Origin of the sequence: Roseovarius confluentis (assembly GCF_002917925.1) — a bacterium.
Lineage (GTDB): Bacteria > Pseudomonadota > Alphaproteobacteria > Rhodobacterales > Rhodobacteraceae > Roseovarius > Roseovarius confluentis.
Map to the genome: position 1 here is coordinate 36,800 of NZ_PPFE01000017.1, position 12,612 is coordinate 49,411.

12 protein-coding genes are annotated in these 12,612 nt (G+C 61.0%); 6 read left to right on the plus strand and 6 right to left on the minus strand.

Annotation, left to right across the window (positions count from 1 at the left end; genetic code table 11):
- Window positions 1-3: 3 nt before the first annotated feature.
- Together C2I35_RS21555 and C2I35_RS21560 are read left to right on the plus strand one after the other, a co-directional pair.
- Window positions 4-750: an amino acid ABC transporter ATP-binding protein gene (locus C2I35_RS21555; protein ID WP_103765105.1), complete on the plus strand. Its 747-nt coding sequence runs from the start codon at window positions 4-6 to the stop codon at window positions 748-750.
- 32 nt (window positions 751-782) lie between these two features.
- Entirely contained in the window at window positions 783-2,153 is a 1,371-nt protein-coding gene (locus C2I35_RS21560; RefSeq protein WP_245890597.1) for a lyase family protein, read from the plus strand.
- A 588-nt stretch (window positions 2,154-2,741) separates the two neighbouring features.
- On the opposite strand, the gene C2I35_RS21565 is transcribed toward C2I35_RS21560, so the two are convergent.
- Both C2I35_RS21565 and C2I35_RS21570 read right to left on the minus strand, forming a co-directional pair.
- Entirely contained in the window at window positions 2,742-3,719 is a 978-nt protein-coding gene (locus tag C2I35_RS21565) for an alpha/beta fold hydrolase (RefSeq protein WP_103765106.1), read from the minus strand.
- A gap of 291 nt (window positions 3,720-4,010) precedes the next feature.
- Window positions 4,011-4,793, minus strand: coding sequence for an alpha/beta fold hydrolase (locus tag C2I35_RS21570; protein WP_103765107.1), 783 nt, complete (start codon window positions 4,791-4,793; stop codon window positions 4,011-4,013).
- 380 nt (window positions 4,794-5,173) lie between these two features.
- Between C2I35_RS21570 and C2I35_RS21575 the strand changes: the two genes are divergently transcribed.
- Window positions 5,174-6,082, plus strand: coding sequence for a LysR family transcriptional regulator (locus C2I35_RS21575; protein ID WP_103765108.1), 909 nt, complete (start codon window positions 5,174-5,176; stop codon window positions 6,080-6,082).
- Between the two features lie 12 nt (window positions 6,083-6,094).
- Here C2I35_RS21575 and C2I35_RS21580 read toward each other — a convergent pair whose 3' ends face one another.
- Window positions 6,095-7,000: a LysR family transcriptional regulator gene (locus C2I35_RS21580; RefSeq protein ID WP_170067282.1), complete on the minus strand. Its 906-nt coding sequence runs from the start codon at window positions 6,998-7,000 to the stop codon at window positions 6,095-6,097.
- Between the two features lie 100 nt (window positions 7,001-7,100).
- Here C2I35_RS21580 and wrbA point away from each other — a divergent pair, with 100 nt between their 5' ends.
- Entirely contained in the window at window positions 7,101-7,724 is a 624-nt protein-coding gene (gene wrbA, locus C2I35_RS21585; protein WP_103765110.1) for an NAD(P)H:quinone oxidoreductase, read from the plus strand.
- 68 nt (window positions 7,725-7,792) lie between these two features.
- Here wrbA and C2I35_RS21590 read toward each other — a convergent pair whose 3' ends face one another.
- From C2I35_RS21590 to C2I35_RS21600, 3 genes are all read right to left on the minus strand, one after another.
- Window positions 7,793-8,323, minus strand: coding sequence for an Lrp/AsnC family transcriptional regulator (locus C2I35_RS21590; protein ID WP_342749731.1), 531 nt, complete (start codon window positions 8,321-8,323; stop codon window positions 7,793-7,795).
- Window positions 8,324-8,500: 177 nt separating this feature from the next.
- Complete coding sequence (locus C2I35_RS21595; RefSeq protein ID WP_103765112.1) at window positions 8,501-10,144, minus strand: GMC family oxidoreductase; 1,644 nt, start codon at window positions 10,142-10,144, stop codon at window positions 8,501-8,503.
- A gap of 163 nt (window positions 10,145-10,307) precedes the next feature.
- Window positions 10,308-11,087, minus strand: a complete 780-nt coding sequence (locus C2I35_RS21600; protein WP_103765113.1) for an SDR family oxidoreductase — start codon at window positions 11,085-11,087, stop codon at window positions 10,308-10,310.
- A gap of 265 nt (window positions 11,088-11,352) precedes the next feature.
- Here C2I35_RS21600 and C2I35_RS21605 point away from each other — a divergent pair, with 265 nt between their 5' ends.
- Together C2I35_RS21605 and C2I35_RS21610 are read left to right on the plus strand one after the other, a co-directional pair.
- Entirely contained in the window at window positions 11,353-11,682 is a 330-nt protein-coding gene (locus C2I35_RS21605; RefSeq protein ID WP_103765118.1) for a nuclear transport factor 2 family protein, read from the plus strand.
- Between the two features lie 187 nt (window positions 11,683-11,869).
- Window positions 11,870-12,612, plus strand: a 743-nt coding sequence (locus C2I35_RS21610; protein ID WP_103765114.1) for an IS110 family RNA-guided transposase, incomplete at its 3' end; no start/stop codon positions are given.

Sequence of the window (12,612 nt, forward strand, 5' to 3'; positions counted from 1 at the left end):
CTCATGGCCTGGACAAGTGATCAACCGATCATTTCCCTGAAGGACGTTCACAAATCTTTCGGGAACACCGAAGTCCTTCGTGGAATCACGATGGACGTTCGAAAGGGCGAAGTCGTCTGCATCATCGGGCCATCCGGCTCGGGCAAGTCGACCCTCATCCGGTGCATCAACGCGCTCAACGACATTCAGTCGGGATCTATCTCCGTCGAGGGCCAGGAGGTCAGTGACCCGAAGCTGGACAAGCTCGAGCTTCGCAAGAAGGTCGGCATGGTGTTCCAGCAATACAACCTGTTTCCACACAAGACGGCGCTTCAGAATGTCATGATGGCGCCGATCAAGGTGCTCAAACAGGATCGCAAGGCAGTCGAGGAACGTGCGCGAGCCCTGCTCAAGAAGGTGCGTCTTGAAGGCAAGGAAGACAGTTTTCCAGGAGAGCTTTCAGGGGGGCAGCAGCAGCGGGTGGCGATCGCACGCTCACTTGCCATGAACCCGGACGTGATGCTGTTCGACGAGGTCACCGCGGCATTGGATCCCGAGACGGTCAAGGAAGTCCTCCAGACCATCAAGACACTCGCATCGGAAGGTATGACCTGCATCCTCGTCACGCACGAAATGGGCTTCGCCCGCGAGATTGCGGACTGTGTCTATTTCACGGACAAGGGCGTGATCGTCGAGTCCGGTCCGCCGGCCACTTTCTTTGACCAGGCAAAAGACCCGCGCACCCGCGAGTTCCTCAGCCAAATTCTCTGACGGACGATCAAATGCTGGAACGTGATGTGATCATGAAAGAGGTCGCCGACAGTCTCGGTCGGCTCGAAGTGCCCGCAGATGCGCTCTACGGAGCGAACGCTGCGCGTGGAGCGGAGAATTTCCGCGGGTTCGGTCCGGCCCTGTCGGCCTATCCGGAATTCATATGCGCCATGGCCAAGGTCAAGCGGGCCGCCGCACTGGCCAATCGCCGGGCGTCCGGTTTGCCCGTGCGCGAGGCAGACGCCATTATAGCGGCATGCGATGAAATTGCGGCCGGAGAACACTGGTCGCAATTCGTTGTTCCGATGGCGGAAGGCTCTGGCGGCACGTCGCTGAACATGAACTTCAACGAGGTGATAGCGAGCCGCGCGAACCAGATACTGGGCGACGAGCGGACTGGACCGATCCGGTCCAACGATCACGTCAACCGCAGCCAGTCGACCAATGACGTGATCCCTACCGCGATCAAACTGGCTGCCGTCCTTCTGTTGCCGGGTCTGAAATCCTCGGTGGGGGAACTCGTCTCGGCGTTTCGCGCACAAGCGGAGGTGTCACGGGACGTGCTGAGAACAGGCCGGACCTGTATGCAGGCCGCGCAACCGATGACATATGGCCAGTTGTTCGACGGCTATGCGGCGCTTTTGGAAGGCGCCCTGAGGACGCTGGAGCGTGCGGTCGACGATCTCCAGACGGTGCCGATGGGCGGCACTGCCATCGGCACGGGGCTTGGCCGTGTTGATGGCTATGAAGCGGAAATCTTACCCGCGCTAAAGGAAAGCTTCGGCTTCGATGTTCGAGGACCAAGCGATATGTTCGCTGCAATGCAGGGCACAGACGGGTTCCAGCGCCTGTCGGGTGAACTGGCAGGGCTTGCCACCAATCTCGGCCGCATCGCCGCCGACCTGGTCATCCTCAGCAGCGATGCGGCGTCCGGGATCGGCGAGATTCACCTTCCGCCGGTCCAGCCGGGGTCGTCCATCATGGCCGGAAAGGTCAACCCGGTCATCCCGATGCAGGTTCAGCAGGTCTCGTTCCAGGTTCACGGGTTGAACGGCACCATCACGATGGCCTGCCAGGCGGGACAGATGGAAATCAACCATTTCGAAACGGTCATTGCGCAATCGCTGTTCGACCAGTTCGGGCTGCTGACCCGCGCCAGCACTGTTTTTGCGCGCACGTGTGTGTCCGGGCTTAGTATTGACCAGGACCGATCCTACGAAAACCTCGCCTCGTCATTCGGTGTTTCTACCGTATTCCTGCACCGTCTTGGGTACGAAAAGGTCGCGCAACTTGCCAAACGCTCTCTGAAAGAGAAAAAATCACTGGCTCAGATCGCTATAGCGGAGGGTCTTTTGGCCGAAGAGGGGCTCAGAGATGTTCTGAAAGATGCGACTCGACCCTGAGGCGTGGTCCTGAAGTGAGACGCGGGCATAATTTGGAACGCCAAGCGGAACGAACGCATGCGACATTGCGACCGGCTGGAGATTCCGATGAAACTGAAAAAGCTGAATAGGCTTCGCTCAATTACAGGTCATGCGTTCGTCTGCCCCTAAGTGCCGCAATCATGTATACCGTGCGACGCCGCCCGGGAAGGCGTGAGTGTCATGATTGCATGCTCAGGGTAGCATCGGCCCTAAGCCGCCGTTGGTCGCCAGACTCTTGAATGGCCGGCAAGGGCCTGGAACCGACTTGGTCGAAAAGGGCGGGAAGCCGTCGTTCTCTGCACGTAGCTCCAACGTCCGACATGTATGTAAAAGTGCAGTCGATCAAATGTAGAAAGGTAGTTACAGCCTGTCTGGATGCCATCGGTCAGTTGGAGTGGGAGTTTCTAATGCTCTTCCAGTACCGATCGGTGGCTCAAAGGCACAGCGTTTCAATGAAATGGGCTCAATACGGGTTGAACTTTCAATAGCTTCCCCTGGGGAGAGTTGGGGAAAGCTTGACAAGCGAGGCCCGAACTGGCGCGTTTTGCGCCAGATCGGTGCGGTTCGTTAACTGGACTGCAAATAGCCCAAGATGTCCGCGTTGATCGCTTCAGCCATCGTCGCCGCCATGCCATGAGAGGCGCCGTCATAGACCTTGAGCGTGGCGTTAGGCATGATCTCGACCGTCCTCGCGGCAGAGGACTTTTTGGGCACGACCTGATCGTCGCTGCCATGCATCACCAGCGTCGGCAGTTGGATCGCCTTGAGGTCCTCGGTGAAGTCGGTTTCGGAGAAGGCCTTGATGCAGTCGAAGTGCGCCTTGGCGCAGCCCTGCATCCCCTGCCGCCACCAGTTGCGGATCAAGCCTTCGCTGACCTCCGCGTCCGGGCGGTTGAAGCCATAGAACGGGCCCGATGCCACGTCGAGGTAGAATTGCGGCCGGTTCGCGGCAAGCGCCTCGCGGAAGCCGTCGAACACGTCCAGCGGCGTGCCGTCGGGGTTGCTGTTCTTCTTCACCATGACCGGCGGCACGGCACCGATCAGCACCAGCTTCGAGACGCGTCCGGGCTTGGCACGGGCGGCGTAGTGCACGACCTCTCCACCGCCGGTGGAATGGCCCACATGCACGGCCGCCTTGAGGTCCAGCGCGTCGGTCAGGGCGATGACATCGGCGGCATAGGTGTCCATTTCGTTACCGGTTTCGGTCTGGTCCGAGCGGCCGTGTCCGCGCCGGTCGAAGGCGATCACGCGAAAATCCTTGTCGAGGAAATAGAGCATCTGGGCGTCCCATTCGTCGGCCGTCAGGGGCCAGCCGTGGTGGAACACGATGGGTTGCGCGTCGCGCGGGCCCCAGTCGCGGTAGAAAATCTGCGTGCCGTCGTCGGCGGAAATGTAGGTCATGGTCTGAGGTCCTTTGATGGAGGGAGATGTTTCGGCCCGCAGGCCCGAAGCGGTCAGCAGCGGTGTGGTCGCTGCAATCAACAGGCCCGTGCCACCGGCAATCGCGCAGCGACGGGTGAGCCGGATTGGTTCAGGTCCGGACATGGCGATTTCCCGAGATGACCAATTGACACGGGTCGGATTTTGGGAGCTTGCAGGTACGGTTGGCCTGGACGTGACCGCCGGTGAAACTGTCTACATTGATGATCCAAGAGGCGACGGCAACGGCCGCGACCGAGATGAGAAATAGGATCGCGCTCCAAGAAAGTATGGATTTCACTTTCACATGGGACATGGTTGGCTCCATTGCTGGGGTGATTTCCCCAAGTGAGATTTTCTGTGAACAGGTTTCGGGTTCCTGCGGCGAAGCGGGCCCTGCCGCAGGAGATTGCCAAATCAGCTGCCGCCGGCGGCGCGGGCCGCCGTATCGATCACGTCGGCGACTTCGTCGGGCTTGGTCAGAAACACGACATGGCTGCCGGGTACGTCGACAGACACAGCTCCGATCCGGTCGGCGGTGTGGCGCAGCAGTTTCGGGTCGATGGCCTTGTCCTCGCTTGCGATTACGGCCCAGCTCGGCTTTTCCTTCCACGCAGCGTGTTTCACCGGCGTTCCGAAGATTTCCATGTTGATGGGCACCTGGCTGTCCCGCAGGAAGGCAGCGTCCGCATCGGCGGTGTCGCCGGCAAAGCCAATCTTGAACTCTTCGAGGTTGACGAAGCCGAACCCGTCATCGCCGGTCTCGATGATGAATTCTGGCGGGGCGGGGATGTCAGAGAATTGGTCGCCCGTGGTCTCGCCCACGTCTGGGGCCAGCGCGGAGACATAGACGAGGCCTGCAACCTTGGGGTTGATGCCCGCCTCGGTGATGACCGTTCCGCCGTAGGAATGCCCGACGAGTATAGCCGGACCGTCCTGACGGTCAAGGATGCGGTCGGTGGCAGCCACGTCATCTGCGAGAGAGGTCAGCGGGTTCTGAACGATGCTGACACGGTAGCCGCGCGCGGTGAGGATGTCGTACACGCCGCGCCAGCCCGACCCGTCTGCAAAGGCGCCGTGAACGAGGACGACGGATTTGACCGGCTGTTCAGACAGGATCGTCTCTTGCGCGTTTGCGCTGGTCGTGATGGTCGCGGCGGCGGCAGCGGCGGCGACGGCAGTTCTGAGTTTCTTGGACATTTGAATGTTCCTTTGGTTGATATTGGCAGAGGTCCATAAAGGCCGTGGGAGGGCGGCTCTCCGGTCTGTTTTACTGGATGGCATCCCTGTCGCAGGCGTCGGCATCGTAGCGTTTTGACGCTGACGGGTGCTTGCAACTTTGGCGTATGGTTTGCTGGATACGCTGCAGCATGATTGAAGATTGGCGTTTTTTCGGCCAAGGCTTACCCAATATTTGAAAGAATATTTCATGTCCGGCTCGCTCGAATCAGCGCCGGTTCGGGTAAGCTTTTGTGCTGTCTGCTCCTTTCGGTCAGTTGATGCGTGACCGTAAATTATGCTTTTGACGCCGTTTTGATAATTAGGATAAAGTGAGATGTTGAATTGCGGAATTCAGGACAATGAAAAACTACAAGCTGACCGACTTCGATGCCGTGCTCGCGATCAGCCGCAGAGGATCGTTCCGGGCTGCGGCACTCGACATGGGAATGTCAACGAGCGCGCTCAGCAATGCGATTTCCAAGCTGGAAGGACAACTGGGCGTGCGCCTGTTCAATCGCACGACGCGCAGTGTCTCACTGACCGAGGCGGGGCACAGGTTTGTCGATCAGGTCAGCCCGGCGGTGCGGGATATCCACCAGGCTCTGGACACGGTCCGATCGCAACAGGAAACACCTTCCGGCACCGTGCGTATCAACACCTTCGTCACCGCTGCGCAGGAGATTCTTGAACCACTGATCCTGGAGTTCCTGAAGCGGTTTCCCCAAGTTCAGGTCGATCTCGTGACCGAAGGGAGTCTTGTGGACATCGTGGCGGACGGGTTCGATTTCGGGGTGCGCAGCAAAACCCTCGTACCGTCGGACATGATCGCGATTCCATTGGGGCCAGCGCGGCGGCATGCCGTCGTCGCCGCACCGTCCTATTTTGCGAACCGGGATGTGCCGCGCGTTCCGGCCGACCTGAAGGCGCATACCTGTATTCGCGTCCGCCTGCCGAACGGCGCGCTGTATCGCTGGCAGTTCGAATCCGAGGGCCAGCCGGTGCATGTGGACGTGGACGGGCCACTGACTCTGGACGAGGCCAGCCTGGCGCGCACCGCGGTCCTCGATGGAGTGGGCATCGGCTATTTCATGGAGTCGAACGTGCGCGCGGATATCGCGGCGGGCCGACTGGTGCGGATCCTAGACGATTGGACCCCGCCGGTTGCGCCGCTGTGCCTGTATTACCCCAGCCGGCGCAACCCGCCGGCCGCGTTCAAGGTATTCGTTGATCTTGCACGCGAGCTGGCCCGCTCGGCCCGGGCGGTGTGAAGATTGGCCGGGCTATCGCCGGAATGGGGCGATGGCGAAGGCGCTGGCAAGGTGGTCGATGAAGGCGCGAAGCGCCGAGGCCCTTGCGGTGTCGCGTGAGAACACGGCGTAGATCGTGCCCTCGACGGTCGAGATGTCGGGCAACACTCGCATCAGCTGGCCGCCTACAATATCCGGCATACAGGCATGTTCGGGCAGCAGCGCGACGCCCAGCCCCCTGATTGCAGCGTGCCGCAGGGTGGCGATGTCGCTCGTGACCAGCCGTGGAGAGACGTCGATGGTATGGGCTGTGCCATCCCGGTCGAAAAGCTCCCATACGCGGTTGTCGCCGGGCAGGCACAAGGTCGGTATGGTCTGCAGATCCCGAGGCGTCCGCAGTTGGCTCGTACCGGCAAGGGACGGCGCGGCAACAAGGATGCCACGCGACACGCCGAGCCGCCGCACGACGTGAGAGGCGCCGGCCTCGACCTGCGACCGCGCGCGGATCGTAATATCCACATCGTCCCTGACGAGGTCGAGCGGGCCCGCCATCGCGACCAGTTCGATCCGGACCTTGGGAAAGTCGATGAGAAAATCGGCTACGACTTCATCCAGCAGATCATCCAACAGGCCCGGCGGACACCCGACGCGGATGCGGCCCGACGGCCCGTCGGTGTCGCTTGCCGCGTGCCGGGCCGCATCGAATGCGTCGACCATCGTCTTGCCGTGATCCGCCACGATCCGCCCGGTTTCGGTGGGCCGCATGTTGCGCGTCGTTCGCTCGAGCAGGCGCACGCCCAGATCCTGCTCCAGCCGTGCGATGGCTTTGCTGAGGGTGCTTTTGGGAATGCCGAGATCCCGGGCGGCGGCTGCGAAAGAGCCTTTGTCGACGACTTTCCTGAAGCGGGCGAGGTCATCGAGGCTGGGCGTCTTAGACATGTGATTGTCCATCCGGGCAGACAGTGAAATGAAATTTGACGCCGTAGTGCAGACTGGTGCGCGCACATAGCTTTCCACGCGTCAAACAAAGGAAAGCGACATGACAGATCAAGATCCCGTCCGGCTGGCAATCGTCTATTACAGCAGTACCGGCAACACATTCACGATAGCACAGGAAATCGCCGCCGGCGCCGAAAAGCTCGGCGCCGCGGTCAGGATACGGCGGGTGGCGGAACTGGCACCCGACGCGGCAATAGATGCCACCCCGGCATGGCGGAAACACCTTGAGGCAACGCGTGAAGTTCCCGTTGCCACCCACTCGGATCTGGAATGGGCGGATGGCTTCGTTTTCGGCACGCCGACGCGTTTCGGCCTGCCGGCGGCGCAGTTGAAGCAGTTCCTGGATACCTGCGGCGGCCTGTGGATGAACGGGAAGCTGACCGACAAGGTCGTGAGTGCCTTCACAGGGGCCGGGAACGTGCATGGTGGGCAGGAATCCACCCTTCTGGCGCTGCACAACGTGTTCTATCACTGGGGCGCAATCATGGTGCCTCCGGGGTATACGGATCCTGCGATTCATGCCGCCGGGGGAAACCCGTACGGCACCAGCTTCACCGACGGACAAGGTGCGCCCCTTCCCGAGACGACGTTGCATGCGGCAAGGCACCAGGGGGCGCGGATGGCCACATGGGCGCAGGTGGTGCGTCGGGTCAGGGCGGCGTGACGGTGGGCGTGCGATCCGGTGGCCGCCGGGTCGCCAGCGTTGCGGGACGCCGGCCACGGGGGGCTCTTTCAGAATGCCAAGGGCGCGTTGTCCTTGACCTCTTTCAGCACGAAAAAAGTGCGGATCTGGCGAACGCCCGGCAGGGTGATGAGTTTGCGGCCGTGCAACAGGTTGAAACCTTCCATGTCCCGTGTCCTGATCTTGAGCAGATAGTCGAAATCCCCGGCTACCAGGTTGCAATCCAGGACCTCTTTCATTCCTCCGACGGTCTTCTCGAACTCGGAAAAGCTTTCGGGGGTGGACCGGTCCAGCACGACTCCGACCATCACGAGCGTCCCGAGCCCCACGCAGGCCGGAGCTATCTGCGCGCGGGCGGACGAGATGTATTTCTGTTCGATCAGACGCTGGGTGCGGCGGTGGCATGTCGCGGCGCTGACGTTCACCAGTCGAGCCAGGTCTGAATTGGCCATCCGCGCATCTTTCTGAAGCGCACGCATAATGTTTCGATCGATCCGATCGAGGTCCGGGCTAAAAGAATCTTCCGGCATTGTTCGGGTTTCCGCAGGTCTCGGGCGTTCTGATGCGCCTTGCTGCATCATCTAAGGCACAGTTCCGGATTCGAAGAAAGCGGGTTGTCGGTGCGTGGCCTTGCGGCATGGAGGGCGATGTCGGCTGGCGCAGTCCGGACTCAGGCGGTGTCATTGTACGTTTGATTTGGATGCGCCGGATCATGCGGACCGGAGGATGTCGTGCCCCCGATCCGCGGCGGGGATTGTTCATGCCCCGGCTGCCAGGGGTAGTTCGGCTCGCGCCAGACCGTGTTGCTGGCGGATCATGTCGGCGGCACGCTCTCCGATCACCACGCAGGGGGCCATCGTGTTGCCGGTGGTGATGCGGGGCATGATCGAGGCATCAGCGATGCGCAGGTTGTCGATGCCATAGACCTTGAGCTGATGGTCGACGACCGACATCTCGTCCCGTCCCATCTTGGCGGTGCAGGACTGGTGCCAGTATGTGACTGCCGATTTGCGGATGAAATCGGCCATCGCCTTTCGATTTCGGCCGCCGGGCGCGACCTCCTGCCGAACGAGCGGACTAAAGGCCGCGTGGTTGCCAATCTCGCGGCACATCTCGACGGCGGCAAATGCGGTTTCGAGGTCCTCGGGTTCGCTGAGCGCATTCGGCTCGATCAGGAGCGGATCGTCGGCATCTGGCCCCGACAGCCGCAGGCGGCCCCGGCTTTTCGGCTGGGCCAGGCCCGCGAACATGGTCCAGCCATGGGGCGGCGTTTCGATGCCCGCTTCATCTGGCGCGGGCACCGGGAATTCGAGCTGGCATTGCAGGATATCGGGCTGTTGGAGGCGCGCAGAACTTTGCCAGTAGAGCGTGGCCTCGCACCCGCCGCCGCCGACGCCCTCGGGCTTGTGATAGGCCCAGGTGCAGCCGAAGGCGAGGTGGTCCTGGTGGTTGCGGCCGACGCCGGGAAGGTCGCGCACGGTCCGGATGCCATGAGCGGCAAGCTCGTCCTCGGGGCCGATGCCCGATTGCATTAGGACTTTCGGGGTCTGGATGGCGCCAAGCGACAGGATGGTCTCGCAGCGCGCGCGGAACTGCCGGGGCTTGCCGTCGAGCAGGACTTCGACGCCTGTGGCCGACGTGCCATCCAGCAGGATGCGGTAGACGAGGGCGCCAGGCAGAACGGTCAGGTTGGGCTGGTGCATCACGCGGTGGGTGTAGGAGAGGAACACCGACTGGCGCCAGCCGTCGCGGATGCGAAGATCCGCGATAGCGGCCCCGCCGACGCCTTCCATCATCGCCCCATTCGGGCTGTCGAAGACCGGGATGCCCATGTGCCTGGCAGCCTCGAGCATCGCGCGGGCGACGGGCTGGGGCGAGGCGGGTTGTTCGACGTGGACAGGGCCACCCGTGCCGCGCCGTTCGGCGTCGGGCGCGCCTTGCCAATCCTCGATGCGGCGGTAGTAGCCGAGGATGGACCGGTACCCCCAGGCGGCGTCGCCGGATTTGGCGGCGAAGTGATCCCAGTCTTCCTTGTGGCCCCGGGCCCAGACCATGACGTTGATACTCGATCCACCGCCCAGGCCCTTGCCCATGCTGAGCGGAAGCCTGCGGCCATTGAGGGTCGGGCAGGGTTCGCCCGAGAACCCCCAGTCGCGCTGGCTGCCGAGGTTCAGGGGCCACAGGGCCGGGTTGGAGACCGTGTCTGCCGTATCGTCGCCGCCGGCCTCGAGCAGGAGAACGCTGACTTCCGGCTGTTCGGCCAGCCGAGCCGCGACGACCGAGCCGCTGGACCCGGCGCCACAGACGATGAAGTCATATTCGGGGCGAAGCGCTCGGCGCAGGGCTTTCTGGTTGTCCAAGACGGCGAGGTCGTGCCGCGTCAGGGTCGGATTGGTGTCCATGCAGGGTTCTCCGTGGGATGGCTGTGGTGGTTGTTGCGGCACACAGCGAACAGACCACCATCGGTGGTTTCACCGTTCACCGGAATGGACGATGCGACGCCGCAAGTTGGCCATTCGGCCCGGCGCCGGGGTTATGGGTTCCGACGCGCAAAGAGACGGGCGCTCAAACGGTCGGAACGGTACCGCCGTCGATGGTGTACTCGGCGCCCGTGATCGTGGCCGCGCGGTCCGACGCCAGGAAGGCGATCAGGCTTGCGACCTCTTGCGGTTTGGTCGGGCGGCCGATGGGAATGCCACCGAGCGACTGCATGATGATCTGCTTGCCGCCTTCGAAGTCGGTTCCTTGCTCTTCGGCGAGGCGCTGGGCGAGACGCACCGATGCCTCGGTTTCGATCCAGCCGGGAGAAACGCGCAGGACCCGGACGCCTTTCGGAGAGACCTCCTTGGACAGACTTTTGCTGTAGGCGGAAAGAGCGGCTTTGGCCGCGGCATAGGCTGTCGTCGCCTCCGGCAGAGGCAGGACGCGTTGGATCGAGGTGACGTGGATGACGACACCATGGCCTTGGGCCACCATCTCGGGCACCAACACTCGGTCAAGCCGAACCGAAGGAAAGAGGTTCAGGTCGAGCTCTGTTTGCCACTGATCGTCATCGAGCGCCGCGTGGCCGCCGCCCGGCGCGGATGACCCGCCGACCATGTGGACGACGATGTCGATGCCGCCCAGTTCTTCCCGGACCGCATCGGCAACCGTCTTGCAGCCTTTCGGTGTCGTCAGGTCTGCGGCGACGAATGCGTCTGCATTCATCAGCTCAGGGCGCGAGCGCGCGGTCGTCAGGACTTTTGCGCCGAGCGTTTGCAGCAGTTCAACAGTCGCGGCTCCGGCACCTTGGGTGCCCCCGGTCACGAGTGCGCGCTTACCAGTAAGGTTGAGAAAATCGGTCATGATCTGAGCTCCAGATTTATTGCTGAATGTTTCTTTCTGGAAAATTTAAGGGACGTCGTGTGTTTGGAAAATATGGATTAAATGGCATGCGCTGTCTTGAAAACCGGGATAATGTCCGGGAGGTTACGGCAGACTGATTATCCTGAATTCTGGAATTCGGCGTGTAGTTTTATCCCTATTATCGAATTTTCATCTTCACTTAGGTTACCTGTTGGCGCGGCCGTCAGAGGGTTGTCGCGCCTTGGACCGCAACAGGAGAATGATGATGAAGCTCGAACTACCGGCAGTGATCGCCCAATATTTCTCGGCCGACAAAAAGGGCAACGCGCACGCGCTAGCGGAATGCTTTACCGATAACGCGATCGTTGTCGATGAAGGCAATACGTACAAGGGTCGGGAGGCGATACGGCAGTGGATGGCCAACGCCTCGACGCAATATACCTACACCGTGGAACCATTCTCGCTGACCGAGGAAGGAGATCGCATTATCGTAACCAGCCATCTCGTTGGCAATTTCCCGGGGAGTCCGGTCGATCTGCGGTATCTGTTCCGTCTGGAAGGAGACAAAATAGCTGAGTTGGAAATAATTCCCTGACGCGACTTGTTGCCCGGAGCGGTACAACCGAACGCCGTGGAATTGGGGGTCCGGTCGTGATGCCTGCACTGGATTGGAGCTGACCGGACCTTCGCAACATATACCATGAATGTCCGCTAATGGGATGTACCGGCTGCTTCACCCAGCAGGTTAGGCTCTGCCTATTTCTGCAGATAGGAGAAGTAGCATGGCGAAGATAGGCTTTGATGGACTGATGTCGATTGGTGTCGATATCGGCAAGGACACATTCCATTTGGTGGGTTTCGATCATTTGGGGCAGCGGGTTCTGCGAAAGCAGATCAAGCGATTAGCGTTGGTGGCAACCTTTGAGAAGTTGCCACGTTGTATTGTGGGCATGGAGGCATGCCTGAGCGCACACTTTGTGAGCCGGACATTGCGCGAGATGGGCTTTGAGCCAAGGATCATCCCTGCGATCTATGTGAAGCCTTTCAACAAAGGGCAGAAGAACGACTACAACGACGCTGAGGCAATCGCCGAAGCCGCGCTTCGGCCCAACCTGCAGACGGTTTCCGAGAAGAGCCAGGACCAGCTCGACCTGCAAGCACTGCACCGCGTCAGATCACGGCTGGTGTCTCGTCGAACAGCGACGATCAATCAGATCCGCGCGTTTCTGATTGAGCAAGGCATTACTGTTCGAAAGGGGCTGCGCGCCTTGAAGAACTCGTTCGAGACGATCCTGGAAGAACGCAAAGACGAAATATCGCCGCGTATGCGGTCTATTCTGATCGGTCTCTACGGTGACTGGATGTGGATGGATGATCGGATCGAGAAGGTGACGCAGGAGATCGAAGAGATCAGTCGAACCGAAGAGAACTGCGTGAATGTCATGACGGTGCCCGGTATCGGTCCAATGATCTCAACAGCGATGGTAGCAGCAATCGGTGAAGGTGAGGCGTTTGATCGCGGGCG

Excerpts from the sequence above, each read along its gene's own strand:
- C2I35_RS21600 (WP_103765113.1), bottom strand. The coding sequence starts at position 11,087 with ATGACCGATTTTCTCAACCTTACTGGTAAGCGCGCACTCGTGACCGGG.
- C2I35_RS21580 (WP_170067282.1), bottom strand. The coding sequence starts at position 7,000 with ATGTCTAAGACGCCCAGCCTCGATGACCTCGCCCGCTTCAGGAAAGTC.
- C2I35_RS21575 (WP_103765108.1), top strand. The coding sequence starts at position 5,174 with ATGAAAAACTACAAGCTGACCGACTTCGATGCCGTGCTCGCGATCAGC.
- C2I35_RS21560 (WP_245890597.1), top strand. The coding sequence starts at position 783 with ATGAAAGAGGTCGCCGACAGTCTCGGTCGGCTCGAAGTGCCCGCAGAT.
- C2I35_RS21565 (WP_103765106.1), bottom strand. The coding sequence starts at position 3,719 with ATGTCCGGACCTGAACCAATCCGGCTCACCCGTCGCTGCGCGATTGCC.
- C2I35_RS21595 (WP_103765112.1), bottom strand. The coding sequence starts at position 10,144 with ATGGACACCAATCCGACCCTGACGCGGCACGACCTCGCCGTCTTGGAC.
- C2I35_RS21555 (WP_103765105.1), top strand. The coding sequence starts at position 4 with ATGGCCTGGACAAGTGATCAACCGATCATTTCCCTGAAGGACGTTCAC.
- C2I35_RS21605 (WP_103765118.1), top strand. The coding sequence starts at position 11,353 with ATGAAGCTCGAACTACCGGCAGTGATCGCCCAATATTTCTCGGCCGAC.
- C2I35_RS21570 (WP_103765107.1), bottom strand. The coding sequence starts at position 4,793 with ATGTCCAAGAAACTCAGAACTGCCGTCGCCGCCGCTGCCGCCGCCGCG.
- C2I35_RS21590 (WP_342749731.1), bottom strand. The coding sequence starts at position 8,323 with ATGATGCAGCAAGGCGCATCAGAACGCCCGAGACCTGCGGAAACCCGA.
- wrbA (WP_103765110.1), top strand. The coding sequence starts at position 7,101 with ATGACAGATCAAGATCCCGTCCGGCTGGCAATCGTCTATTACAGCAGT.